Consider the following 23,712-nt stretch of genomic DNA (forward strand, 5'->3'; position numbering starts at 1 on the left):
CCCTTGCTTGCGAAAAAGCGGTGCAGCCGCAGGCTGCAGAACACCCTCAATCCGAATCCTGCGCGCGCGCTGCTTCGGCCTGGGTTTCTTCCTGTGCCGCCATTTCGCGCGCGATCCACGCATCGATCATGTGCCGCTGGCGCTGTGCCTGCCGCCGCTCCCGCGTGTACTCCTGGTCCAGTACCCGGTACAGCGAGACCATCACCAGCACCATCAGCAGCGCGAATGGCAGTGCCGAGATCGTGATCATGCCCTGCAGCGCGTCGAGGCCGCCGGCCAGCAGCAACGCACCTGCGATCAGCGCGATGCCCACACCCCAGGCCAGCTTGCGCTTGGCGGGCGGGTCGCCTGCCTCGTCGGTGGACATGCTGGCCAGCACCAGCACCGCCGAGTCAGCCGAGGTCACGAAGAAGATCATCAGCAGAACCAGCGCGATGCACGACAGCAGCAATGGCAGCGGCATGCTGTCGAACAGGGTGAACAGTACGGTCTCATAGCCGTTGCCCAGCGCCTGTACCAGGTCTGCATGGCCGAAGATCTGCGACCAGATCGCGGTGCCACCGAACACCGAGAACCAGAAGAAGCCCAGCAGCGTCGGCGCCAGTACCACGCCCACCACGAACTCGCGCACGCTGCGGCCACGCGAGATGCGCGCGATGAACGAACCCACGAACGGTGCCCAGGAAATCCACCAGGCCCAGTAGAAGATCGTCCAGTCGGCGACCCACGTACTGGAGGAGAACGGTGACATGCGCAGGCTCATCGTCACCAGCTGGTTCAGGTAGGACCCCAGTGTCGTGGTGAAGGTATTGAAGATCGCGCCGGTCGGCCCGAGCACCAGGACCAGTGCCAGCAGCAGGGCGGCCAGCGCCAGGTTGAAGTTCGACAGCCATTTCACGCCGCGCTCCACGCCGCTGAGGGTGGAGGCCATGTACAGCACGAAGGCGACGGCGATGATGGTCAGCTGCAGCGGCACACCGGCATGCACGCCGAACACGCGCTGCATGCCGGCTGCGATCTGGATGGTGCCGAAGCCCAACGTGGTGGCCACACCGATTGCCGTGGCCACCACCGCGGCAATGTTGACAATCCGTCCTATCCAGCCCCGATGATGATGACCGATGATCGGCTGCAGCATGTCGCTGACCAGCCCGCGGCCGTTGCGGTTGAACTGGAACCACGCCATTGCCAGACCGATCAGCGCGTAGATCGCCCACGGATGCAGGCCCCAGTGGAAGAACGCATAGCGCATCGCTGCACGTGCGGCGTCCATGCTTTCCGGTGCCAGTCCTTCCGGCGGCTTGCTGAAGTGGGAGATCGGCTCGGCCGCCCCCCAGAACACCAGGCCGATGCCCATGCCGGCGGCGAACAGCATCGACATCCAGCTGGCCCGCGAGAATTCGGGTTCGGCGTCTTCGCCACCGATGCGCAGGTTGCCGAAGCGGCCGAACGCCAGGTACATCAGGAACACCAGCGCCAGGAACACCACCAGCAGGTACAGCCAGCCGATGCCGCGGATGAGTTCGCCGAGGATGCTCTGCACCACGGCGTTGAAGGGACCGGGTGCTACGCCGGCAAGCAGCACCAGCAACAGGACCAGTGCGATGGAAACACGAAACACCATGAAGGAGCTTCTCCGATCAAAGGGATTGAGGGAGCGAGCAAATGCTTGCAGCGAGGGGCCGGCGGCACTCGAGCGCTAGCCGGGCAGGGGCCGCGATGGCGGCGATGCGTCATCGGTCGCAGCGACACGATGCGCGTGCACGTTACTGAACGCGACGTCATGGTTGCGTTAATTCATCAATGTCGCGTGACGCGCAGCCGCCCCGTAGGCTCGCCCTGTTGCAGGACTTCTATGGTCTAATGCCGGCAAGAAGCGGGGGTACCGCGGCCATCGGCCACGGTTGAGACAGTCCCTTGGAACCTGATCCGGCTCATACCGGCGTAGGGAAGCTTTGCAATGCAACCGAACCCGGACGCGGCCCAAGGGCCGTCCGCGTGCGGGGGCAGTGCGCCGCCGCTTCGTCCCTGACCCTCCTGGACGATGCCCGATGAACGCACAGCTCTCCGCCCTGCAGCAACAGGCCCAGCAACTCTCCGAATCCGTGACCCGGCCGATTCCCGGCTCGCGCAAGATCCATGTCACCGGCTCGCGCCCGGACCTGCGCGTGCCGATGCGCGAGATCACACTGAGCCGCACGCCGACCCTGTTCGGCGGCGAAGAGAACGCGCCGGTCACGGTGTATGACACCTCCGGCCCCTACACCGATCCTGACGTGCGCATCGACCTGTCCGCGGGCTTGCCGGCCCTGCGCCGTGCCTGGGTCGAAGCGCGGGGTGACACCGAACAGCTTGATGGCCTGAGCTCTTCCTTCGGCCGCGATCGCGAGCACGACCCGAAGCTCGATGCGGTGCGCTTCCCGGCCCGCAGCCTGCCGCGCCGCGCCCGTGCGGGTGGCAATGTCACCCAGATGCACTATGCGCGCCGCGGCATCATCACGCCGGAGATGGAATTCGTCGCCATCCGCGAGAACCAGCGGCTGGACGCGATCCGCGATGCAGGCCTGCTGCAGCAGCATCCGGGCGAAGCCTTCGGCGCATCCATCCAGAAGATCATCACCCCGGAGTTCGTCCGCGACGAAATCGCCCGTGGCCGGGCGGTGCTGCCCAACAACATCAACCACCCGGAAAGCGAGCCGATGATCATCGGCCGCAACTTCCTGACCAAGATCAACGCCAACATCGGCAACAGCGCGGTGTCATCCGGCATTGCCGAGGAAGTGGAGAAGCTGGTGTGGGCGATCCGCTGGGGGGGCGATACGGTGATGGACCTGTCCACCGGCAAGCACATCCACGAGACCCGCGAGTGGATCATCCGCAACTCGCCGGTGGCGATCGGCACGGTGCCGATCTATCAGGCCCTGGAGAAGGTCGATGGCCGTGCCGAGGCACTGACCTGGGAGATCTTCCGCGACACATTGATCGAACAGGCCGAACAGGGCGTGGACTACTTCACCATCCATGCCGGCGTGCTGCTGCGCTACGTGCCGCTGACCGCCAAGCGGGTGACCGGCATCGTCAGTCGCGGCGGCTCGATCATGGCCAAGTGGTGCCTGGCCCATCACAAGGAGAATTTCCTCTACACGCACTTCGAAGACATCTGCGAAATCATGAAGGCCTACGACGTGACCTTCTCGCTGGGCGATGGGCTGCGCCCGGGCTGCATCGCAGACGCCAACGACGCGGCGCAGTTCGGCGAGCTGGAAACGCTGGGCGAGCTGACGAAGATCGCATGGAAGCATGACGTGCAGACGATGATCGAAGGTCCCGGGCACGTGCCGATGCAGCTGATCAAGGAAAACATGGACAAGCAGCTGCGCGAATGTGGTGAGGCTCCGTTCTATACGCTGGGGCCGCTGACCACGGACATCGCGCCCGGCTATGACCACATCACCAGTGCCATCGGCGCAGCGATGATCGGTTGGTTCGGTACCGCGATGCTCTGCTACGTGACGCCGAAGGAACACCTTGGCCTTCCCAACCGCCAGGATGTGCGCGACGGCATCATGGCCTATCGCATCGCCGCACATGCGGCCGACCTGGCCAAGGGGCATCCGGGCGCGCAGGTCCGCGACAACGCATTGAGCAAGGCGCGCTTCGAGTTCCGTTGGGAAGACCAGTTCCACCTCGGGCTGGACCCGGAGAAGGCAAAGGAATTCCATGACGAGACGCTGCCCAAGGACGCGCACAAGCTGGCGCACTTCTGCTCGATGTGCGGGCCGCACTTCTGCTCGATGAAGATCACCCAGGACGTGCGGGAGTACGCCGAGGCCGGAATGAAGGAGAAGTCCGAGCAGTTCCGCGCTGCGGGCGCGGAGGTCTACCAGCAGGGCTGACCGGACTGGCGTCGCCGGGCGTGCCCCGGCGGCGCTGCATCGCGCGCCTCACGCGCATCCCGTTATCCTCCGCCCATCTTTCCGGGGAAGGGACGCCATGCCTGTTGCCGTGACCACCCGCTGGCTGGCCATCGCCCGCCGCCATCCGTCCGCGTGGCTGCTGGGCGCGCAGCTGCTGGCGGTGATGCTGTATCCCGCGCTGGACGACACGGCCGCCGGCCGCGCTGCATTGGGCATGTTTGGAATGGCGGTGCTGGGCCTGGCGTTGTGGGTGGTCCAGCGCAGCCCGTTGGGTACATGGCTGGCACTGCTGCTGGCGATTCCGGCGGTGGTGTTCTCCATCGCCGGCGCGCTGCTGGACCGCGCCGCGCTGGTGACCACCGCGCAGCTTCTGGAGAGCCTGCTCTACTTCTATACGGCCGGCGCCCTGATCGCCTACATGCTGCAGGACCACAAAGTCACCCGCGACGAGCTGTTCGCGGCCGGCGCCACCTTCACCTTGCTCGCGTGGGCATTCGCCTTCGCATTCGGGGTGTGCCAGCAGTGGTATCCGGGCAGCTTCCAGGGCAGCAGCGAGGGACCTCAGCGAAGCTGGATGGAGCTGCTTTATCTGAGCTTCAGCTTGCTGTCCGGGGTCGGCCTGAGCGATGTCGTGCCGCTGCATCCGCAGGCACGCGCACTGGTCATGCTGGAGCAGTTCTCAGGCGTGATGTACGTGGCTTTGGTGGTTTCGCGGCTGGTCGGATTGACCATGCTGCGGCGTTTCTGAAAATGAATGGCAGATAAAAATTTCGCGCCCGAAAGGGCGCGAATGATGGTGCGAAGTTATGTGAATGCGTCGGCGAGAGAGAGCCTGATGTCGACCACGCGATAGGCGAGGTAACCGGCATAGGCTAGTATTCTCGCGCTCCATTGTTTTTGCGGTATGCGCCGATGCTTTGTGCGGAGTCTGGCTTTTCGCTGTTCCCCGTTGGGGACGGTATCGAAGGCGAACACTGCCCGGAAACTGTCTCTACTGTTTAGCAAAAAATGAACCGCAGCGAAATCCAGCCCACCGAATCTGATCGGATCCGGATCGGCGAATGTGTCGTCACTTTGTCCTCGCGAGAGGTCGAAGTTGCCGGCGCGCGTCGCCCGCGCCGGCTGACGCCGAAGGCGCTGGGCGTGCTGCGTGTGCTGCTGCGGCAACCCGGGCGCGTGGTCACCCGCGAAGAACTGTTCGCCGAGGTGTGGCCCGATACGCTGCCCACCAACGATGTGCTGACGCAGGCGGTCACCCAGCTGCGCAAAGCGTTCGCCAACGACGATGACAATGGCCAGGCGTATATCGAGACGATCGCCAAGACCGGCTATCGCCTGCGCGTACCGGTGCAGGCCATGCCCGAGCCCGAAGCGGAACTGGCGGTCGAGGCCGAAGGCGCGGCTGGCGATTCCAACGCGGTCGTGGAAGTGCACACGCCAGCCCCGGAGGACATGCGACGCCGTCGCTGGCGCTACCTGCGACGTCGATTGTTGCTGGTGCTGGGCCTGTTGATGCTGGCCGCACTGCTGGTGATGACGGTCCTGCTGCTGCGCCGTGCGCCGGCCAGCTCTCCGGTGGAGGCGGCGGTGGAGAACGGCACGCGGGTGATCGGCAGCCCGCAGCGGCCCTATCGGCTGATCACCGCCACCGCAGGCTTCGAAACCTATCCCACGCTGTCGCCGGATGGTTCGCAGGTGGCCTACGAAGGTGCCAGCGAGGATGGCCTGGGCGGCGGTGCGATCAAGGTACAGACGTCCGGCAACGCGCCGGCGCGGCAGCTGCTTGTTCCTCCTGAGGGTGCGGTTGATCGCTTCCCGAACTGGTCGCCGGATGGACGCGACATCGCCTTTGCCCGCTTCTCCGCCGATGGGGGTTGTCAGGTGCTGATCGCCAGTGCGACCGGCGGCGCGTTGCGCCAGGCCACGCGCTGCGATGGCACCGAGCTGCTCAGCTTCGACTGGACACCCGACGGGCGCGGCCTGGTATTCGGCAGCATGGTGGGCCGCTATGCCCACCGCGGTATCCGAGTACTCGATCTGGCCAGCGGACAGTGGCAGCCGCTGCAGTACGCCGTCGATCAGGACGATTTCGATTACGCGCCGCGCTATTCGCCGGACGGCAAATGGCTGGTGTTCGTGCGCAACCCGCAGATGGGCGACCTGTGGCGGGTTCCTGCCGCGGGTGGCACGCCGGAGCAGCTGACCAGCGAGTCGGCCGAGCTGCGCGGATGGGCCTGGCTTGGCGACGGCCGCACCATCGTGTTCGGCCGCCGGGTCGACAGCGAGGTGCGGCTCTATTACCTCGACATCGAGCGGCGCACGCTGCGTGATGCCGGACTGGACGACGCGCAGTGGCCGGCGGTATCGCGGCATGGCGGCATGCTGGCCTTCGTCCATCGCCGTGCACAGTTCGGCGTGTTCAAGGTGCCGATGCAGGGCGGTGAACCGGAGCGCCTGTTTGCGTCCAGCGGCCGCGACGGTCAACCGATGGCAGCACCGGACGGTCGCCAGCTGGTATTCACCTCTGACCGCTCGGGCAGCTTCGCTCTCTGGTGGGCGGACATGCAACGCCCCGATTCGCTGCGGCCGATCGAGGGCCTGCGCCCGGAAGCACGGCAGGCCCCCGATTGGTCGGCCGACAGCCGGCAACTTCTGGTGGTTGGGCGCGATGCACACGGTCGCGCGGTGGTCTACGAGATCGCACCCCGCGACGAGCGTCTGCAACCGCTGCCCGTGCCCGCCGAACAGCCGCTGCAGGCGCTGTATGGCGCCACGCCCGAGCAGCTGCTGGTGGTCGAACGTGATGTCGACCAGCGTACGCGGCTCAGTCTGTTCGATCGCAGCACCCAACCCTGGCGGCGGCTGGCGAGCATCGACGGCGTCTCCCAGGTCCGCTTTGACCGCGCAGGCCGTCGGGTGCTGTTCACCCGCCTGGCGGCGGAGGGGTTGTGGGCGGCGGACGCGGCGCTGTCCCCGGACAGCGTGCGGCAGATCAGCGAGGACAAACCCAGCCGCTGGCGCTACCGCTCGTGGACGGTTGCCGGCCACGACAGCATCGGATATCTCGGCAGTTCCACCCGCTGCAGCACCATCCTCGTCCGCATCGCCGCCGGGCAGGAGGATGCCGGGCGCTGCCTGGACGCGCAGCGCTTGAGCGCGAGCAACGGACTCAGCGCCAGCGCAGACGGGACGGCCCTGTTTGTCGCTCTGGCAGTCAGTGATGGCGCCGACATCGGCGTGATGCGGCTGCCCGAAAAGGCGCCAGCGCTGTTCCCGGCCTTCTCCAAGATGTTGATGTTCAAGGGAAATGGGCCTTCGTAATTTTTTCGTCGGGATCTCGCCGCGAATTCGTGGCGATCTCGTCGGTCTTTCCTGACGCGGTGCCGCCTGATTGGGCAAAACGGAGGCCTGTACTTGGCAAATCCGTGGTGCACCATGCGTCAACTCTCACTGGCCGATCGTGGCCAATCCGTCTCCCTGGACAAGGCACTCGATGACGTCGTGCCGACCTGTCTGGGCGTTGCCCGGCTCGGCAGCCTGCAGACCGCGGGCAGCAGCTTCACCGTGTGGATGCAGGTGCGCGGCAGCTCCTGGGTGGAGGCCAAGGAGGGGCGCTTCCGCCTGCGCCACGGCGAATGGATCGCGTTCGAGAAGGAATCGCGCCCGCTGGTGCAGGCAGGGCGCAACGGGCTGTGCATCGGCCTGAACCTGAACGTGGAAGCGCTGCGTGTGCTGGCGGAGATGGCTGACTGCGGCCTGTACGCGGGCCGCGGCCGGATGGGCCGCAGTGACGCTCGCGTCGCGCTGCGCCTGTGGCGTGATGCCTTGGCCAGTGGCCACCCGGCGCAGCACCTGCGCCCGCTGCTGCTGCATCTGGCCGGCCTGCAGCGTGGATTGGCCGACAACGTGCAGCGCTGCCCTGGCCGTTCGCGCAGCCGCAAGCGCCAGGTGTTCGGTCGCATGCAGCGCGCCCGCCTCTATCTGGAAGGCAACAGCCACCGCGTCGTACGCATCGGCGAACTGGCCGAGCTGACCAACTTCTCCAGCTGGTATCTCTCCAAGACGTTCCAGAGCCTGTATGAAGAAAGCCCGCAGTCGCTTTCGGCACGGCTGCGCCTGGAGCGCGCCGCCGACCTGCTGCGCGACACCGACATGATGGTGGGGGAGGTCGCCGCGGCCAGTGGTTTCGACAACTGCTGCAGCTTCGCCCGGGCGTTCCGCGCCCGCTACGGGCAGTCCGCTTCGCGCTTCAGGGAAAACGGCGGCTTGCTCCCGCCACAATCCGCAAAGTCTCTGGTTGGTTCGCGCAAATACAGCGCTGCAACGCAATCGTAACGTGCTGGGGTGTTTTAACACGCTGCTAACACGTACCTTGGAGAGATTGATGAACGTTCGTAACCCCGCAGTGCGGTTCGGCCTGCTGCCGGCCGGCATTGCGCTGGCGCTGGCGCCCGCCTTCGCTTCCGCACAGGAAGCACCGGAAGCAAAGGGCACCACCGACCTGGACCGCATTTCGGTCACCGGCTCGCGCATCCGCGGCGCTGCCGTTGAAACCCAGCAGCCGATCGTCACCCTGAGCCGTGAGAACCTGGAAAAGCAGGGCTACACCTCGGTTGCCGACGTCCTGCAGAACCTGACCTCGGCCGGCTCCCCGGCCATCTCCCGTTCGGAGTCGCTGGCTTCGGGCGAAAACGTCGGTGGCTACTACGTCGACATCCGCAACCTGGGCGCGCAGCGCACCCTGGTGCTGATGAACGGCAAGCGCCTGGGCGCGACCACCGCCGGCTACCAGGATCTGAGCCAGATCCCGATGGCCGCCATCGAGCGCATCGAGATCCTGAAGGACGGCGCCTCGGCCATCTACGGTTCGGACGCCATCGCGGCCGTGGTCAACGTGATCACCCGCAAGCGCTTCGACGGCGCTGAAGCCAGCGTCTATGTCGGTCAGTACGGCAAGGGCGACGGCGACACCGAAACCTATTCGTTCACCCTCGGCAGCATGGGCGAGCGCGGCGGTGTCACCCTGTCCGCCGAGTACTCCAAGCAGGATCCGGTGTGGGCGAAGGACCGTTGGTTCAGCCGTGACGGCAACGCCGGCCCGAACTACCCGGGTTCGGGCGCCAGCCCGATCAACCAGAAGGGTGGCTTCTGCGACCCGTGCGTCACCCCGAACCTGAAGCAGGGCGAGCCGGGCTATGTCGGCCCGAGCGACCAGCGCTGGTACACCCTGCGTGATGGCGGCAACCCGGCCAACCGCGCCGACTACCGTCTGGAAACCTCCGCTGACGCCGTCAATGCCAACGAGCAGATGATGGTGCAGACCGGTATCGAGCGTAAGTCGCTGTACGTCAACGGCAACTACGACTTCACCGACGCGATCTCGTTCAACGCTGACGTGCTCTACAACGAGCGCAACACCACCCAGCAGATCGCAGGCTATCCGTACCAGTCGGCATCCTTCGACACCCCGCTGTCGGCCGACAGCGCGTTCAACCCGACCGGTGAAGACCTGACCTTCCGCCGCCGTCTGTGGGAAGTGCCGCGCACCACCGAAAGCCAGGTCAAGACCCTGCGCTTCGCCCCGAGCATCAGCGGCTTCTTCGACTTCGCCGGCAAGACCTTCGACTGGGACGTCGGCGCGCTGTGGAACCGCAACGAAACCACCAAGCGTGGTCACGGTGACATGAGCCTGATCGCATCGGAACAGGCGCTGGGCGCTTCGTTCATCGGTGCTGATGGCGTCGCCCGCTGCGGCACCAGCATGTCCGATCCGCTCGCCACCAGCGGCTGCCGTCCGTGGAACCCGCTGCTGCCGTTCGGCGTTGCCGGTGCCGGTTCGCTGGCCGACCAGGCCACCCAGGACTTCCTGTTCCCGTACTTCACCGATACCGGTCTGACCAAGACCACCAGCTTCACCGCCAACCTGTCGGGTTCGATCGTGACCCTGCCGGCCGGTGACCTGGGCTTCGCCGTGGGCGTCGAGCACCGCAAGGAAGAAGGCCGCTTCTCGCCAGACGCCTTCGCACAGTCGGGCCAGTCCACCGGCCTGGGCGCGCAGACCACCCAGGGTGAGTACTCGCTGGACGAGGTCTACCTGGAACTGAACGTGCCGGTCCTGGCGGACATGCCGTTTGCCAAGGAACTGACCCTGAATGCTGCGACCCGTTACTCGGATTACAGCAACTTCGGCGACACCCTGAACTCGAAGTTCGGCTTCACCTGGCGTCCGCTGGACGAGCTGCTGGTTCGCGGTACCTGGGCTGAGGGCTTCCGTGCTCCGACCATCGACAACCTGTACGGTGGCCTGAGCAGCAGCTTCGAGTCGTACACCGATCCGTGCGGCATCACCGCGCCGGGTTCGGTCAACGGCAACGCGGCCTGCTCGGCGGCGGGCGTCCCGGTCGGTTACACCCAGCTGGGCCAGGGCCTGATTCCGTGCACCTCGACCCCGTGTGCGACGCCGGACCAGTTCATCTCGGGTGCCAACCCGAACCTGACCCCGGAAACCTCCAAGAGCACCACCGTCGGCCTGGTCTGGAGCCCGCGCTGGGTGCAGGGCCTGGACATCTCGCTGGACTGGTACAAGTACGAAATCAGCGACATGATCATCGCTGACAGCGTCGACCGCATCCTGCGTGACTGCTACGTGCTGGGCGATGCTTCGCGTTGCGCCGCACACACCCGTGCAGGCGATGGCCACATCAACGGCATGACCTACGGCCTGGCCAACCTCGGCCAGATGGAAACCCAGGGCTACGACCTGGGCATCAAGTACCGCCTGCCGGAGCTGGCCATCGGCCAGTTCGCGATCGACTGGCAGACGAGCTACCTGGCCAAGTACGACGAGCAGGGCCAGAACGCTGACGGTGACAACATCACCATCGGCCGTGTCGGTGAGCCGGGCCTGTTCCGCGTGCGTTCGAACCTGGGCCTGACCTGGTCGAAGGGTGACTTCGGCGTGGCGTACACCGCACGTTACTACTCGGGCATGAACGAAGCCTGCGTGGCCAACCGTCCGTGCGACGACGCCGACCGCTACCAGAACGGTGAGAAGTCGCCGCTGCGCAAGACCGGCTCCAACACCTTCCACGACCTGCAGGTCAGCTGGAAGGCACCGTGGGATGCCACCATCGCGCTGGGCGCCAACAACGTGTTCGACCACAAGGGTCCGATCATGTTCACCCAGCCGAACTCGAGCTTCGCCTACTACGGCGGCTTCGACGTGGGTCGCTTCCTGTACATGAAGTACACCCAGCGCTTCTGATCCATCGAAGTGCGATAGCAGAACGAGGAGGGCGGACCGCAAGGTCCGCCCTTTTCGTTTCTGTAAGGGAATTCTGATCAGGTCGGGAAAGTGAGTGCGGTCACTGTCTGCTCTTGTCGCATTCAGCACAGTAGGTGCGTCCAATACCGGACACTGGGAGATGGATATGAAGCGCACGCTTTTCCGCCAGGTATCGGCCGCCGTCCTGATCTATGCAACGCTGGTGGGCTCGCTGTCCGCACAGAACATCATCGTCTGCGGCGGCGGTGTGTACTGCGAGCAACTCCGGCTGGAGTGCCTGGCCAAGGGCAACGCCCCGGCCCTGTGCGAGCGTCAATGGCGTCTGTGCGTGCTGGACGCCTGTCCGCAGCGCTGAGAGAGAAAAAAGGGCGCGTCCGTTGGACGCGCCCTCATGCGAGGTGACGGCAGTCGTCTGCGTGCTGCTCAGGCGTCAGTGGGTGTCAGCCCCATCAGTGCATTGGCATGCTCACGCCACTGCGGCAATCGATTGAGCACGCCCGCGCGCTGCAGGTAGTCCTCGTCAACGGGATCGCCGTTGACCAGCGCCAGCGCCACGTGCACCGCCCCGGTCACCCAGAAACTGCGGGTCGTGGCGCGTTGCGGCTGCAGGTGGAACGCCACCGCTTCGATGATCGGCATCGGCAGGCCCCACAGCCCCAGCAGGTAGGCGCCGGCTTCGGCGTGCCCGGGACGGAGGTCGCCGGCCAGCGCAGGCTCGCTGCGCTCGTTGCGGACGCCCGGCAGCAGCAGGCCGATATCAGCCAGCAGCGCCGCGGTGGCACCCAGTTCCGCACTGGAATCGGGCAGCAGGCGGGCGGCCAGGCGCGAGGCGAGCAGGGCGCGCTGCTGCAGCGAGTTGCGTTCGGCCGCAGACAGCGTCGGTGCCGAGAACACCTCGCTTGCCAGGACCAGGTCGCGCAGGGTGGACAGGCCCAGTCGGGTGACCGCCGTGCGCAGATCGGCGATGGTGCGGCCCTGGCTGAAGAAGGCCGAGTTGGACAGCTGCAGGACTTTCGCGGCGATGGCAGGATCGGCGGCGACCAGTTTGGCCACGTCGGCGCTGTCGGTATCGTCATCGTGTTCCAGGGCCTGGGTCAGGCTCAGGTACAGGTGTGGCGGCGAAGGCAGCTTCTCGATGCGGCCGATGGCATCACGCAGGCGCGGGCTGTCCAGCACCTCGCGCAGCTCTTCCAGGCTGGTCAAGGCCTCCAGCAGCACTTCCGGCGCCAGTGGCAGCGGCAGGAAGCGGTGGGCAACGCCGATCAGGCGCGCCGGTGGTGGCCGGTTGCCGTGCTGGGCATCGACCAGGGCGATACGGATGGTTTCCGGGCGCAGTGTCCGGATCTGCCCCAGCAAGGTGGTGGCATTGAGGTCCGGCAGCTGCGGGCAGACGATCACCGCGTCCACGCCCTGCGTCGCCACTGCCGTCATCGCGGTGTGGCCGTCGGCGGCGGTCAACGGCTGCCAGTCTTCCCCAAGATCGGCAATGAATTCGGTCAGCTCGGCCGGCAGGCTGGCTGCATCTCCAACAAGCAGAATACGCACGACACAATCCCCTGGCTGTCTCGACGCTGGATGTCGACGACGTGTGAAGTGACGCAATTTACCTAATACAGCACCCGGAGTGCTGTGCCGTGGTGTTGAAACGTGACCCGCATCGCTCCGGCAGGACACACCGGAGCGACGCGGTTCAGGATCAGGCCTTGCTGCCTTCCAGGTAGCGCGCGTGCGCTTCGACCAGGATCTGCTTGGCTTCCGCCGCACCGCCCCAGCCGTCGAGCTTGACCCACTTGCCCTTTTCCAGGTCCTTGTAGTGCTCGAAGAAGTGGCCGATGCGCTCCAGCCAGTGGCTGGAGACCTGCTCGATGTCCTCCACGTGGGCATAGCCGCTGAAGATCTTGGCGACCGGCACGGCCAGGATCTTCTCGTCGCTGCCGGCCTCATCGCTCATCTTCAGCACGCCGACCGGGCGGCAGCGCACCACCGAGCCCGGCACCAGCGGCAGCGGCAGCACCACCAGCACGTCGGCCGGATCGCCGTCGCCGCACAGGGTGCTGGGCACGTAGCCGTAGTTGCACGGGTAGCGCATCGGGGTCGACAGGATGCGGTCGACGAAGATCGCGCCGGTTTCCTTGTCCACTTCGTACTTCACCGGCTCCGAGTCCTTCGGGATCTCGATGATGACGTTGATTTCTTCCGGCGGGTTCTTGCCGGGCGAGACGAGTTCCAGACCCATGGTCGTGCTCCAGGTGGGGATGTAGGCGGATAGCCCTCCATTTTATGCCTTTGCAGGCCGCTGTGCAGGTGGGGCGACCCCTACAGGCCGCTGCGCAGGTGGACGACCTGCGGCGCCCGCCTTGCCCGATGGGCCCGGAAGGCCGGCCGGCGCAGGCTGCTGGCTCGTTCCCTGGGAGATACCCGCCATGTCCTGGACAACCCGCTGCTGCGGCACGTTCCTGTTGTTCGCAACCCTGCCGGCGCTGGCACACGCCAGCCATGTCGACCTTGTCGACTACCCCTCGCTCCAAGCCAATCGGGACCGCTTCCACCGGTTGCAGGCGTCGCTGGTGCGCGAGTTCGACGGCATCTGCGCCGACACCTTCTGCGAAGGTGAGTACAGCAACTACCGGGTACTGACGTTCCGCTGTGCCGTGCAGGCCGACGCCGGCACCGTACGCCACTGCGCCTGGGGCATCGTGGCCAGCGAGCTGCAGGTCGAACCGGTCCGCGGCGAAGTGCAGGTGGACAATGCGCGCTGGATCTGCCCCGTCACCCTTGGGGAGGGGATTCCGGTGGAGGTGTTCCACGCGACGCTGGAGCAGGAGGAGGGCGCGTTCGAGCCCTTCCCGGGAACCGATGTGACGGACTTCGACACACTGCCGACCTGCCTGGGGCGGCCGGGCAATGCCGGGAGGGCCGCCTGATGCGCGCGCTGAAGAGGGGTGTTCTTGCAGGCCTGATGGGGCTGGCCGGCGCGGCACACGCTGCGCCGGCCTATGTGGATGCACGCCTGTTCCCCAACCAGGCGGCTGGGTGGCAACGCTTCCTGGCGGTCGAACGGTCGCTGCGGCAGAGCTTTGACCACGTCTGCGGTGACACCTTCTGCGAAGGCGAATACAGCAATCTGCTGCCGATGCGGTTGCGCTGCTCGGTGCATGCGGCGAGCGGCGCCATCCAGAGCTGCATCTGGACCTTCGCCGGCAGCGCCACCGCGGTGGCTGATGATGGACGGATCGATGTCGACCTGCGCAGTTTCGCCTGTCCACTGCCCGTGGCGACGGGAACACGGCTTGAGGACTTCCTCCGTGCGCTGGAGCAGGCCGCGCCCGTCCGTGCGATCCATGTCACGCCGCCAGGCAGCCGCATTTCGATTCACGAGGGGCTGATCGGTTGCCTGTGATTCTCTCAAATGAGAACGTGACTGATTCGCATTGACGGTGTAGCATGCGCGGCGCCCTCCCGTCGTACCGGCTCCGCGCATGCCATCCAATGCCGCCACCCTCACCGAACTGCTGATCCGAGAGCGGCCGGCGCTGCTGCGCCGGGTGCAGCGCATCCTGGGGGGCGACCCGGGTGCGGAGGACGTGATCCAGGCTGTCTGGTTCAAGGCCCGCGGGGTGGGCAACGCCCCGTTGATCGACAATCCCAGGGCCTATCTGTACCGCCTGGCAGCCAACCTGGCGACCGATCATGGACGCGAGTCGACGCGCCGCAACCGCCTGTTGGCCGATCACTACCTGTGGGGACCGGACGAGGCTACGTCCACGTCCACCGAAGAGCAGGTGATGGCGCAGGATGAGCTGCAGCGTGTCCTCGATGCGGCCAGCCACCTGCCGGAGCCGACCCGCGCCATCTTCCGCCTCAATCGGCTGCAGGGCCTGACCCAGGCCGAGATCGCGCGTCGCCTTGGCGTGTCGGTCACCACCGTGGAGAACCACATCCGCGCCGCGTTGCAGCGCCTGGCCTGGGCCCGCAGCGGCCGCTGAGCGGACGCGCTTGGGGATGGGGCTGGCTCAAACGTCTTGATGGCTGGACTGTACCTGCGGTCCAGTTCCCTCTCCCCGCGCGTGAATATTCCTGTCCGCCAGCCAATGAGCCCGCCGAACACTTCTTCTCCCGCCGCCTGCGAAGACGTCGTGGCCGAACAGGCCATGCGCTGGATCGCATGGCTGGCATCGGGCGACATCACCGATGCTGGCATGTGCGAATTCGAAGAGTGGCTGGCGCAACCGGGCCATCGCCACGCCTTCGAGCAGCAGCGCACGCTGTGGCGCAGCCTCGGCCCTCGACCGGCTGTCGCGTCTGCGGTGCGGCGCCGGCGCCGGCGTCAGCGGCTGCGCTGGGTGACGGCTGCCGCTGCCGCCCTGGCGATGCTGATGATCTGGCCCGAAGCGTCCCTGCGCCTGCAGGCGGACCACCGCAGCCGCCAGAGCGTCCAGCATGTGCAGTTGCCCGACGGCAGCCGTGCGGTGCTCGACGCGGACAGCGCGATCGCCGTGCACTTCGATGCGGGCACTCGGCGGGTCGATCTGCTGCGTGGCCGCGCCTGGTTCGAGGTGGTCGCCGATCCGCAGCGGCGCTTCAGCGTGTCCGCAGGCAACGGCGTGGTTGAAGACATCTCCACGGCATTCTCCGTGTCGCGGGTCGAGGAAGCGGTTGAAACCCAGGTCGGGCAGGGCAGGGTGCGCGTGGCCGCCCCGGCCGACAGTGGCTGGACCTATCTGCAGGCGGGGCAGCGTGCGCAGTATGGTTCCGCGTCCGGCGTCGTCCGCCTGAGCGATGTCGCTGCCGACAGCGTGGGTGCGTGGCGCCAGGGCGAACTGCTGCTTGAGCAGGCCAATGTTGCCGATGCAGTGCATCTGCTCGGCCGCTATCGTGCCGGTCCGACCTTCGTGCAGGGCGACCTGTCGACCTTGCCGGCCGTGAGTGCCGCACTGCGTATCGATCGCCCCGAACAGGCCCTGGATGCACTCGCGGAGACGACGGGGCTGAGGATCACCCGCCTGCCGATGGCTGTGGTCATCGTTCACAGATGACGCCGTGTCACGTGTGGAGACGTGATCGGCAGTGATCCCCCTTGGGGCTGTGGCGCTGCCGTTCGTCTTACTCCACGAACGTACCCGCAGCCGCCACGTACGTCGCCGTGTCCACGCGTGCCGTGGATGACGCCGCGCCTGCGGCTCCGCTTTCCTGACAGGTTTCTCCATGTTCGATTCCCCACGTCCGGGCCGCACTCCGCGCCCGTCCCGCCTGTGTGTCGCACTGCTCGCCGCCGGTATTGCCGGCGCAGTACCGCCCGCGCTGGCCCAGGATACTGCCAACCCGCAGGCAGCCGCGCAGCGCTTCGACATTCCCGCGCAGCCGCTCGACAGCGCGTTGCGCAGCTACATGCGGCAGTCCGGCGTACAGGTGGTCTATCCGGCTGCGTTGGCCAGCGGCGTCACGTCGCAGGCGGTCAGCGGCCCGTTCACCGCGGACGAGGCGCTGGCAAGGCTGCTGCAGGGCAGTGGCATGGGCGTGCGCCGGGTGGGCGACGGTGCAGTGACACTGGCAGCGGCCGGCGCCCTGCAGGCGCAATCGCCGACCATCACCGGCCCGCTGCGTGTGGCCGGCGATCGCGTCGCTGAAGGCATCAGCAGCGACGAGGCGCGCCTGCTCGACAGCTATCGCAGCGTCGGCTCGACCACCACGCTGGATCGCACAACGCTGGAGCGCTTCCGTGGCACATCCAACGGCGACATCGTCAAGGGCGTGGCCGGGGTCACCGCCGGTGATCCGCGCGTGGGCAACGGTTTCGACGTGAACATCCGCGGCATCCAGGGCCAGAGCCGCGTGCCCGTCATCATCGATGGCGGGCAGTCCAGCATGGACACCTACCGAGGCTACGCCGGCCAGTCTCAGCGCAGCTATCTTGATCCGGACCTGATCTCACGCCTGACCATCACCAAGGGCCCCAGCCTGCAGGCCAACGCGTCCGGCGGCATCGGCGGCGTGGTGGAGATGGAGACGCTGAACGTGGGTGACATCCTGCGCGAGGGCCGCGACGTCGGCGTCCGCGTGCGCGCTGGGTTGGCCAACGCCAGCGCCAACAGCGTGCCGGCTTACAGCGCCGTGCCCCGGACGGACCGCAGCGCCACCGGAAGCCAGTTCTTCAACGTTGCCGCCGCCGGGCACTGGGACCGCTTCGATCTGGTCGCGGCGTACGCTCACCGCGACAACGGCAACTACTTTTCCGGCAGGCACGGATACGATGACTTTCCGCAGACGCGGCGCACGCTGGCACCGTTGAATCCGCCGCGTACCGAAGTGTTCAACACCTCCTCGCGCTCGACGTCGGCCCTGCTCAAAGGCACCTGGCGCATCGACGATGCGCAGACCCTCGAAGCCGGCTATCGCCGCTATGAGGGCCGCGCCGGCGAGATCATGGCCTCGCAGATCATCCGCGTTGAGCGGGATCGCATCCCACAGTGGGATCCCGGCCACGTCGACATGGACAGCTACAGCCTGCGCTATCGCTTCGATCCAGACAGCGAGCGGATCGATCTGCGCGTCAACGCCTGGTACACCGATGCTGACAGCGTGATGTACAACAGCCTGACCGGCATCACGCCGTGGTACTTCGACCGCCGTACCGAGTGGTACGACGCGCCGAGTTTCAGCGGCGATCCGGGCTACAAGGATGCCTACCGCAATCCGCTGCGACAGAAGCGCTTCGGCCTGGATGCCAGCAACACCTCGATCTTCGACACCCGTGCAGGCGTGTTCACCCTCGACTACGGCCTGTCCTACAGCGACGAGGACATCGCACCGGGCAGCTCCGCACCGATCAAGCAGGATGATCTGGTCAACAACCGTTTCCTGCGCAACGCTGAGCGCAAGGAATACAGTGCGGTGGCGTCGCTGAAGTGGCAGCCCGACGAACACTGGGAGTTGATGGCCGGTGGCCGCTGGAACCGGGTGGACGTGCATGACCGCAATCGTCTGGCCACACCCGATGCCTATGAAGTGCAGGGACAGTACCGCTACACCGAGCTGCTGGATGGCAACCCGGCACTGCCCTCCTGGCGCGCCAAGCGCATCGCGCTGCTGAACTGGTATCCGGACGCCGATGGTGCGTTCACCCAGGCCTCGCTGTTGGCCTCGCCGTACAAGAAAGGCACGGTGGCTGACATCGGTGGCTGGAACTTCTACGACGCTGACGCACCGGAAGACCTGGAGGTGCCGGTCAGCTGGACCTGGTCGCAGCCGATCCGTCGCCGCGACAGTGCCTTCTCACCCACCGCCAGCGTGGCCTATCGCTTCAGCGAGGACACGATGGTCTACGTGAAGTACGCCGAGGGCACCAAGCTTCCGAGCCTGTTCGAGACGACACTGGGCCTGTTCACCGCCGCCAAACCCGTCGGAGAGCTGAAGCCGGAGCGCGCGCGCAGTTGGGAAATCGGTGCCAGCACCGTCCACCATGACCTGTTCACCGCCGATGATCGCCTCGCGCTGAAGCTGGCGTACTTCGATACGCGCATCGATGACCTGATCACGCGTGACTACCGCACGCTGTCGGCCGGCCTGATCCGCAACGTCGACCAGTTCAAGGTCTCAGGCATGGAGTTCCAGTCCAGCTATGACAGCGGCAAGGTATTTGCCGACCTGTCCGCGCATTACTACTTCAAGGCCAAGACCTGCGCCCCGGACATCGCCGCCGAGCGCCGGGCGTACGGTGCACAGCGCAACAACGATGAACTGGCCAGTACGCCCAACTGCGTGGACGGTGGCTTCGAGGGTTCCTACACCAATACGCAGAACCCGCCGCGCTACATGGTGAACCTGACGGCTGGATCGCGCCTGTTCGACGAGCGCCTGACCTTCGGCACCCGGGTGATCCACAACGCCGGCCCGATCAGCAGACTGGACAAGGACTGGAATGTCGGCCTTTCGGCGATCCAGCAGCTGTACCGGCCCACCACCCTGGTGGATCTGTTCGCCAGCTGGCGCTTCAGCGACCAGCTGTCGGTGGAGGCGAATGTGGACAACGTGACGGATCGTTACTATCTCGATCCGCTCGCCCTGGGCGTGATGCCCGCCCCGGGCCGTACCGCGCGCCTTGCGTTCACCTGGAGGTACTGATTACCTGCGCAGAGCGCCTTCGGTGGGTGCGGACCTTGGTCCGCACCGCCTTGCCGCGACCGCGGGCTTACAGCCCGGTCGCTGCCTTCACCGCATCTTCGTGCAGCGACTCGTTCAGTTCATCGACCACCGTGCTCCAGGCCGCATCGGCCTGCAGCGATTCGGCCAAGAACTGCCGCTGGCCATCGTTCCAGTAGGGCGCGTCGGCCACCGCCATGCCGGTAGCCAGCTGGTGGTCGCGGATGAAGCGGGCGATGCCCTCGGCGCTGGCATCCAGGCCCAGCTGCAGGAACAGGTTGGTCATGCGCGGTTCGGTGGTGATCATCATCGGTTCCCGGCGGGAAAGAGGGAGGGGCATTATCGACCCAAGCGGGCTTGGGGAAAGCCCTGCGCCGCACGTCTACAGCAGGACCTCTCTCCCAGGTACCCTCCGTGAACGCACATATCGCTCCTGAAGACAGCCGCAGCCTGCGCCTCAAGGCCGCCACGCGCGACAGCCACGGCGCGCTGGACAAGCGCATCATGGCCGGTGACATCTTTGCCGATCTCGACAGCTTCGCCCGCTTCCTGCGCGTGCAGTACCGCTTCCATCGCAGCATCGACCGGCTGTACGCCAGCCCGGCGCTGGAGGCATTGCTGCCGGGGCTGGCCGGGCGTCGGCGTCTGCAGCAGGTGGCAGCTGATCTGCACGACCTGGGGCAGGATCTCCCTGGCGCGGACATGGCGCCGTTGGCAGGTGACCTGCCGTTGCCGGTGGCGCTGGGGTGGCTGTACGTGGCCGAAGGCTCCAACCTGGGGGGCACGGTGCTGTACAAGATGGCCGCGCGGCTTGGCCTGGACCAAGGGTTCGGTGCCCGCCACCTGGCTGCGCACCCGGATGGCGCGGCCCGCCACTGGCGGGAATTCACCGCCGCGTTGGATGCGGTGCCCCTGAGCGCCGCGCAGGAACAGCAGGTGATCGATGCCGCCGATGCCGCGTTCCGTAGCGTGCATGGCCACGTTGAAATCGAGTTCGGCTGATGCCCGGGCTCTGCCTGCGGGCGATGCGCTGATGCGCTGGCTGTGGTTCGCGCTGGGCTGGATGATGGTCGGGCTGGGGGTGATCGGCGCGTTGCTGCCGGTGATGCCCACCACCATCTTCCTGATCCTGGCGCTGGGCTGCTTCGCGCGCAGTTCGCCACGGTTCAAGCAACGGCTGCTGGCACATCCTCGCTACGGCCCGCCGCTGCGACTGTGGCGGGAACAGGGCGCCGTGTCGCGCCGGGGCAAGGCATTGGCCAGCGCTGGCATGGCGGTGGGGTTCGCCTTGTTCTGCTGGGGCGCACACCCTTCCTGGCGGCTGCTGCTGGGCGTGGGCCTGTTCTTCGCGGTCAGCGCCGGCTATGTGCTCAGCCGGCCAGCGCCACGGTTGGAGCCGCCCCAGAGTGTCGAACGTGGCGATGTCGGCGATCCGCGCCGCTGTGGGCGTCGCTGGAATCGCTGAGTCCGCGTGAGGGGATGGAGCCGGGCCCACGCCCGGCTCCACCGATCCGCTACAGCAGCGGCACCAGCAGCAGCGCCACGATGTTGATGATCTTGATCAGCGGATTGATCGCCGGCCCGGCCGTGTCCTTGTACGGGTCGCCGACCGTGTCGCCGGTCACCGCGGCCTTGTGCGCTTCGCTGCCCTTGCCGCCGAAGTGGCCATCCTCGATGTACTTCTTGGCGTTGTCCCAGGCACCGCCGCCGGTCGTCATCGAAATCGCCACGAACAGGCCGGTGACGATCGTACCGATCAGCAGGCCCCCCAGCGCGCGTGGGCCCAGCAGCAGGCCGACCACCACCGGCACCACCACCGGCAGCAGCGAGGGCAGGATCATCTCGCGGATCGCAGAACGGGTCAGCATGTCCACGGCCTTGTCGTACTGCGGCTTGCCGGTGCCCTGCATGATGCCGGGGATGTCGCGGAACTGCCGGCGCACTTCCTCCACCACCGCGCCGGCGGCACGACCCACCGCCTCCATGGCCATCGCGCCGAACAGGTACGGAATCAGGCCGCCGATCAGCAGGCCGATGATCACCGTGTGGTCACTGAGGTCGAAGCGGAACTCCTGCCCGGGATTCGCCGCCTGCAGGTTGTGCGTGTAGTCGGCGAACAGCACCAGCGCCGCCAGCGCCGCCGAGCCGATCGCATAGCCCTTGGTCACTGCCTTGGTGGTGTTGCCCACCGCGTCAAGCGGATCGGTGATGTCCCGGATCTCCGAGGGCAGTTCGGCCATCTCCGCGATGCCGCCCGCGTTGTCGGTGATCGGTCCGTAGGCGTCGAGGGCCACGATCATGCCGGCCATCGACAGCATGGCAGTAGCGGCGATGGCGATGCCGTACAGGCCGCCCAGCGCGTAGGCGCCCCAGATCGCGGCACAGACCGCCACCACCGGCAGCGCGGTGGACTTCATCGAGATGCCGAGGCCGGCGATGATGTTGGTGCCATGTCCGGTGGTCGACGCCTGGGCGACGTGCTGCACCGGCTTGTACTGGGTACCGGTGTAGTACTCGGTGATCCAGACGATCAGGCCGGTCAGGACCAGGCCGATGAGGGCGCAGCCATACAGCGCCAATGGACCGTGCACGTTGTCGGACATCAGCCCCGTGGTGATCGGGTAGAAGGCGATCGCCGCCAGAACACCCGACACGATCACGCCCTTGTACAGGGCCCCCATGATCGAGCCACCGGGCTTCACCTTGACGAACAGCGCGCCGATGATCGATGCGATGATCGACACGCCTCCCAGCACCAGCGGATACAGCACGGCGTTGGCGCCGGCTTCGGCGAGCATCAGGCTGCCCAGCAGCATGGTTGCGATCACCGTGACCGCGTAGGTTTCGAACAGATCGGCGGCCATGCCGGCGCAGTCACCGACGTTGTCGCCGACGTTGTCGGCGATCACCGCCGGGTTGCGCGGATCGTCTTCGGGAATGCCGGCTTCGACCTTGCCGACCAGGTCGGCGCCGACGTCGGCGCCCTTGGTGAAGATGCCGCCGCCCAGGCGCGCGAAGATCGAGATCAGGGAAGAGCCGAAGGCCAGGCCGACCAGCGCATGCAGCGCCTGGTCCATCTGCAGCCCGAGCCGCAGCAGCAGGGCGTAATAGCCGGCCACGCCCAGCAGGCCCAGGCCGACCACCAGCATGCCGGTGATCGCACCGCCACGGAACGCTACGTCCATCGCGGCGCTGATGCCGTTGCGTGCGGCTTCAGCGGTCCGCACGTTGGCGCGCACCGACACGTTCATGCCGATGTAGCCGGCAACGCCGGACAGCACCGCACCCACCGCGAAGCCGACAGCGGTGTACCAGCTCAGGAACACGCCTACGAGCACGAACAACACCGCGCCGGCGATGCCGATGGTCAGGTACTGGCGGTTCAGATAGGCGCGTGCGCCCTCCTGGATCGCGGTGGCGATCGCGACCATGCGCTCATTGCCGGTGGGTTGGCGCAGGATCCAGCGCGCCGAGACGATTCCGAACAGGATCGCGAGAATGGCGCAGCCCAGCGCCAATGACAGCCCGTGACGTTCCAGCATTAGACCCCTCCGCAGAATGGATGATGAGCATCCAGTGGCGATGAACTTCACCACGAGGGGGACGACGGGCTGCAGCCTGGAACCAACCCGTGCCGACCGTGGCGGTCGTCCGACGTATGGCGGTGTTCAGCATTCCCTGGTGGCCGCAGTATGCGTGCACATGCGCCCGGATGGTAGCGCCGTGCGTGGAAGGCGCAGCGCTTGCCCCTCCACCGACGCGCCTTTGCACCCTGTTAAGCCTTCCTCTGCAAGCCTGCGCTCAGTCCTGAAGGAGACCCTCCCATGCGTCTGTCCCTGTTGATGCTTGCCGCCCTTGTGCCGGCAATGCCTGCATCTGCCGCCGAGACCCCGGAACTGCAACGCGCGGTGGGTGCGCCGCAGGCGGTGGGAGCGGTACACACGCTGCGGCAGATTCCCGAAGCCTGTGCGCGGCTGGAGGGCGCCTTCACCGGCCAGGCTGCCGAGCCGTATCGATTCGCCGTGGTCCGTACCAGCGAGCAGTGCCAGCCGCGCGCTCGTTTTGTCGACTTCGCCAAGGCGCAGCCCGCTGTCGACAAGGGCTGGAAGCTCAATGACGTGATCCGCGTGCCCAGCGCGACGTGCCCGGCACAGCAGGCGGTGGTGCGGGTGTGGCGTCTGCCGGTCGACAACCGCCAGGCGCTGGACGGCCAGGGGCAGTCGCGCATCTATCTGGAAGAAGCAAAGAAGCAGGCCGCCGCCGGCAAGATTCCGCAGGTGACGATGTTCGCCGCGCAGCTGCAGGTGGAAGGCAAGGCCTGCAACTGACGCCGTCCGGCAGGGCGAAGCCACGCAGGGCGTGGATGTACTT

Annotated in this window: 19 protein-coding genes and 1 riboswitch; of the genes, 14 read left to right on the forward strand and 5 right to left on the reverse strand. The window is 66.4% G+C overall.

The features are described 5' to 3' along the window. Positions 1-46: 46 nt before the first annotated feature. Positions 47-1,624, reverse strand: a complete 1,578-nt coding sequence (locus tag N7367_RS16885) for a BCCT family transporter (protein WP_053519166.1) — start codon at positions 1,622-1,624, stop codon at positions 47-49. Positions 1,625-1,868: 244 nt separating this feature from the next. Further along, positions 1,869-1,969: riboswitch (TPP riboswitch) on the forward strand. Between the two features lie 82 nt (positions 1,970-2,051). Here N7367_RS16885 and thiC point away from each other — a divergent pair. The 6 genes from thiC (at position 2,052) to N7367_RS16915 (ending at position 11,557) form a co-directional block, all read left to right on the forward strand. Then, on the forward strand, positions 2,052-3,896 hold the full coding sequence (gene thiC / locus N7367_RS16890; protein ID WP_065175099.1) for a phosphomethylpyrimidine synthase ThiC: 1,845 nt from the start codon (positions 2,052-2,054) through the stop codon (positions 3,894-3,896). Positions 3,897-3,993: 97 nt separating this feature from the next. Further along, the gene (locus tag N7367_RS16895; RefSeq protein ID WP_053519170.1) at positions 3,994-4,665 is read left to right on the forward strand and encodes an ion channel; all 672 of its coding nucleotides are present in this window, start codon (positions 3,994-3,996) and stop codon (positions 4,663-4,665) included. Between the two features lie 260 nt (positions 4,666-4,925). Next, positions 4,926-7,238: a winged helix-turn-helix domain-containing protein gene (locus N7367_RS16900; RefSeq protein WP_279942828.1), complete on the forward strand. Its 2,313-nt coding sequence runs from the start codon at positions 4,926-4,928 to the stop codon at positions 7,236-7,238. 114 nt (positions 7,239-7,352) lie between these two features. After that, the gene (locus N7367_RS16905; protein WP_053519175.1) at positions 7,353-8,252 is read left to right on the forward strand and encodes a helix-turn-helix transcriptional regulator; all 900 of its coding nucleotides are present in this window, start codon (positions 7,353-7,355) and stop codon (positions 8,250-8,252) included. A 49-nt stretch (positions 8,253-8,301) separates the two neighbouring features. Then, positions 8,302-11,181 carry a TonB-dependent receptor gene (locus N7367_RS16910; RefSeq protein WP_279942829.1) on the forward strand — a complete coding sequence of 960 codons (2,880 nt, stop codon included), beginning with the start codon at positions 8,302-8,304 and terminating at the stop codon, positions 11,179-11,181. 166 nt (positions 11,182-11,347) lie between these two features. Next, on the forward strand, positions 11,348-11,557 hold the full coding sequence (locus N7367_RS16915) for a hypothetical protein (RefSeq protein WP_053519179.1): 210 nt from the start codon (positions 11,348-11,350) through the stop codon (positions 11,555-11,557). Positions 11,558-11,625: 68 nt separating this feature from the next. Here the strand turns inward: N7367_RS16915 and N7367_RS16920 are convergent, their stop codons facing one another. Both N7367_RS16920 and ppa read right to left on the reverse strand, forming a co-directional pair. Further along, positions 11,626-12,747 carry an HDOD domain-containing protein gene (locus tag N7367_RS16920; protein WP_053519181.1) on the reverse strand — a complete coding sequence of 374 codons (1,122 nt, stop codon included), beginning with the start codon at positions 12,745-12,747 and terminating at the stop codon, positions 11,626-11,628. A 151-nt stretch (positions 12,748-12,898) separates the two neighbouring features. Further along, positions 12,899-13,438: an inorganic diphosphatase gene (gene ppa / locus N7367_RS16925; RefSeq protein ID WP_053519183.1), complete on the reverse strand. Its 540-nt coding sequence runs from the start codon at positions 13,436-13,438 to the stop codon at positions 12,899-12,901. A gap of 187 nt (positions 13,439-13,625) precedes the next feature. Here ppa and N7367_RS16930 point away from each other — a divergent pair, with 187 nt between their 5' ends. From N7367_RS16930 to N7367_RS16950, 5 genes are all read left to right on the forward strand, one after another. After that, positions 13,626-14,126, forward strand: a complete 501-nt coding sequence (locus tag N7367_RS16930; protein WP_279942830.1) for a hypothetical protein — start codon at positions 13,626-13,628, stop codon at positions 14,124-14,126. Further along, on the forward strand, positions 14,126-14,602 hold the full coding sequence (locus N7367_RS16935) for a hypothetical protein (protein WP_111186799.1): 477 nt from the start codon (positions 14,126-14,128) through the stop codon (positions 14,600-14,602). The genes N7367_RS16930 and N7367_RS16935 overlap by 1 nt, the downstream gene beginning before the upstream one ends. A 79-nt stretch (positions 14,603-14,681) precedes the next feature. Next, positions 14,682-15,188 carry an RNA polymerase sigma factor gene (locus N7367_RS16940; RefSeq protein ID WP_053519189.1) on the forward strand — a complete coding sequence of 169 codons (507 nt, stop codon included), beginning with the start codon at positions 14,682-14,684 and terminating at the stop codon, positions 15,186-15,188. A 105-nt stretch (positions 15,189-15,293) separates the two neighbouring features. Then, positions 15,294-16,238 carry a FecR domain-containing protein gene (locus N7367_RS16945; protein WP_279942831.1) on the forward strand — a complete coding sequence of 315 codons (945 nt, stop codon included), beginning with the start codon at positions 15,294-15,296 and terminating at the stop codon, positions 16,236-16,238. Between the two features lie 169 nt (positions 16,239-16,407). Then, positions 16,408-19,323, forward strand: a complete 2,916-nt coding sequence (locus tag N7367_RS16950) for a TonB-dependent receptor (RefSeq protein ID WP_279942833.1) — start codon at positions 16,408-16,410, stop codon at positions 19,321-19,323. Positions 19,324-19,390: 67 nt separating this feature from the next. Here the strand turns inward: N7367_RS16950 and N7367_RS16955 are convergent, their stop codons facing one another. Beyond that, the gene (locus N7367_RS16955; RefSeq protein WP_279942834.1) at positions 19,391-19,648 is read right to left on the reverse strand and encodes a DUF2789 domain-containing protein; all 258 of its coding nucleotides are present in this window, start codon (positions 19,646-19,648) and stop codon (positions 19,391-19,393) included. Positions 19,649-19,755: 107 nt separating this feature from the next. Here N7367_RS16955 and N7367_RS16960 point away from each other — a divergent pair, with 107 nt between their 5' ends. Both N7367_RS16960 and N7367_RS16965 read left to right on the forward strand, forming a co-directional pair. Beyond that, positions 19,756-20,343, forward strand: a complete 588-nt coding sequence (locus N7367_RS16960) for a biliverdin-producing heme oxygenase (protein ID WP_279942835.1) — start codon at positions 19,756-19,758, stop codon at positions 20,341-20,343. A gap of 31 nt (positions 20,344-20,374) precedes the next feature. Further along, the gene (locus N7367_RS16965; RefSeq protein ID WP_345781901.1) at positions 20,375-20,806 is read left to right on the forward strand and encodes a YbaN family protein; all 432 of its coding nucleotides are present in this window, start codon (positions 20,375-20,377) and stop codon (positions 20,804-20,806) included. A 49-nt stretch (positions 20,807-20,855) separates the two neighbouring features. Here the strand turns inward: N7367_RS16965 and N7367_RS16970 are convergent, their stop codons facing one another. Further along, positions 20,856-22,883, reverse strand: a complete 2,028-nt coding sequence (locus N7367_RS16970; RefSeq protein WP_065175091.1) for a sodium-translocating pyrophosphatase — start codon at positions 22,881-22,883, stop codon at positions 20,856-20,858. A 282-nt stretch (positions 22,884-23,165) separates the two neighbouring features. On the opposite strand from N7367_RS16970, the gene N7367_RS16975 reads away from it, so the two are divergent. Then, positions 23,166-23,669, forward strand: coding sequence for a hypothetical protein (locus N7367_RS16975; RefSeq protein WP_065175090.1), 504 nt, complete (start codon positions 23,166-23,168; stop codon positions 23,667-23,669). Positions 23,670-23,712 lie beyond the last annotated feature (43 nt).

The organism is Stenotrophomonas sp. GD04145 (genome assembly GCF_029835135.1).
Classification (GTDB): domain Bacteria; phylum Pseudomonadota; class Gammaproteobacteria; order Xanthomonadales; family Xanthomonadaceae; genus Stenotrophomonas; species Stenotrophomonas maltophilia_P.

What these genes read in the sequence shown, in the direction of transcription:
- N7367_RS16885 (WP_053519166.1), bottom strand. Translation starts at nt 1,624, where the DNA reads ATGGTGTTTCGTGTTTCCATCGCACTGGTCCTGTTGCTGGTGCTGCTT.
- thiC (WP_065175099.1), top strand. Translation starts at nt 2,052, where the DNA reads ATGAACGCACAGCTCTCCGCCCTGCAGCAACAGGCCCAGCAACTCTCC.
- N7367_RS16895 (WP_053519170.1), top strand. Translation starts at nt 3,994, where the DNA reads ATGCCTGTTGCCGTGACCACCCGCTGGCTGGCCATCGCCCGCCGCCAT.
- N7367_RS16900 (WP_279942828.1), top strand. Translation starts at nt 4,926, where the DNA reads ATGAACCGCAGCGAAATCCAGCCCACCGAATCTGATCGGATCCGGATC.
- N7367_RS16905 (WP_053519175.1), top strand. Translation starts at nt 7,353, where the DNA reads ATGCGTCAACTCTCACTGGCCGATCGTGGCCAATCCGTCTCCCTGGAC.
- N7367_RS16910 (WP_279942829.1), top strand. Translation starts at nt 8,302, where the DNA reads ATGAACGTTCGTAACCCCGCAGTGCGGTTCGGCCTGCTGCCGGCCGGC.
- N7367_RS16915 (WP_053519179.1), top strand. Translation starts at nt 11,348, where the DNA reads ATGAAGCGCACGCTTTTCCGCCAGGTATCGGCCGCCGTCCTGATCTAT.
- ppa (WP_053519183.1), bottom strand. Translation starts at nt 13,438, where the DNA reads ATGGGTCTGGAACTCGTCTCGCCCGGCAAGAACCCGCCGGAAGAAATC.
- N7367_RS16930 (WP_279942830.1), top strand. Translation starts at nt 13,626, where the DNA reads ATGTCCTGGACAACCCGCTGCTGCGGCACGTTCCTGTTGTTCGCAACC.
- N7367_RS16935 (WP_111186799.1), top strand. Translation starts at nt 14,126, where the DNA reads ATGCGCGCGCTGAAGAGGGGTGTTCTTGCAGGCCTGATGGGGCTGGCC.
- N7367_RS16940 (WP_053519189.1), top strand. Translation starts at nt 14,682, where the DNA reads ATGCCATCCAATGCCGCCACCCTCACCGAACTGCTGATCCGAGAGCGG.
- N7367_RS16945 (WP_279942831.1), top strand. Translation starts at nt 15,294, where the DNA reads ATGAGCCCGCCGAACACTTCTTCTCCCGCCGCCTGCGAAGACGTCGTG.
- N7367_RS16950 (WP_279942833.1), top strand. Translation starts at nt 16,408, where the DNA reads ATGTTCGATTCCCCACGTCCGGGCCGCACTCCGCGCCCGTCCCGCCTG.
- N7367_RS16955 (WP_279942834.1), bottom strand. Translation starts at nt 19,648, where the DNA reads ATGATCACCACCGAACCGCGCATGACCAACCTGTTCCTGCAGCTGGGC.
- N7367_RS16965 (WP_345781901.1), top strand. Translation starts at nt 20,375, where the DNA reads ATGCGCTGGCTGTGGTTCGCGCTGGGCTGGATGATGGTCGGGCTGGGG.
- N7367_RS16970 (WP_065175091.1), bottom strand. Translation starts at nt 22,883, where the DNA reads ATGCTGGAACGTCACGGGCTGTCATTGGCGCTGGGCTGCGCCATTCTC.
- N7367_RS16975 (WP_065175090.1), top strand. Translation starts at nt 23,166, where the DNA reads ATGCGTCTGTCCCTGTTGATGCTTGCCGCCCTTGTGCCGGCAATGCCT.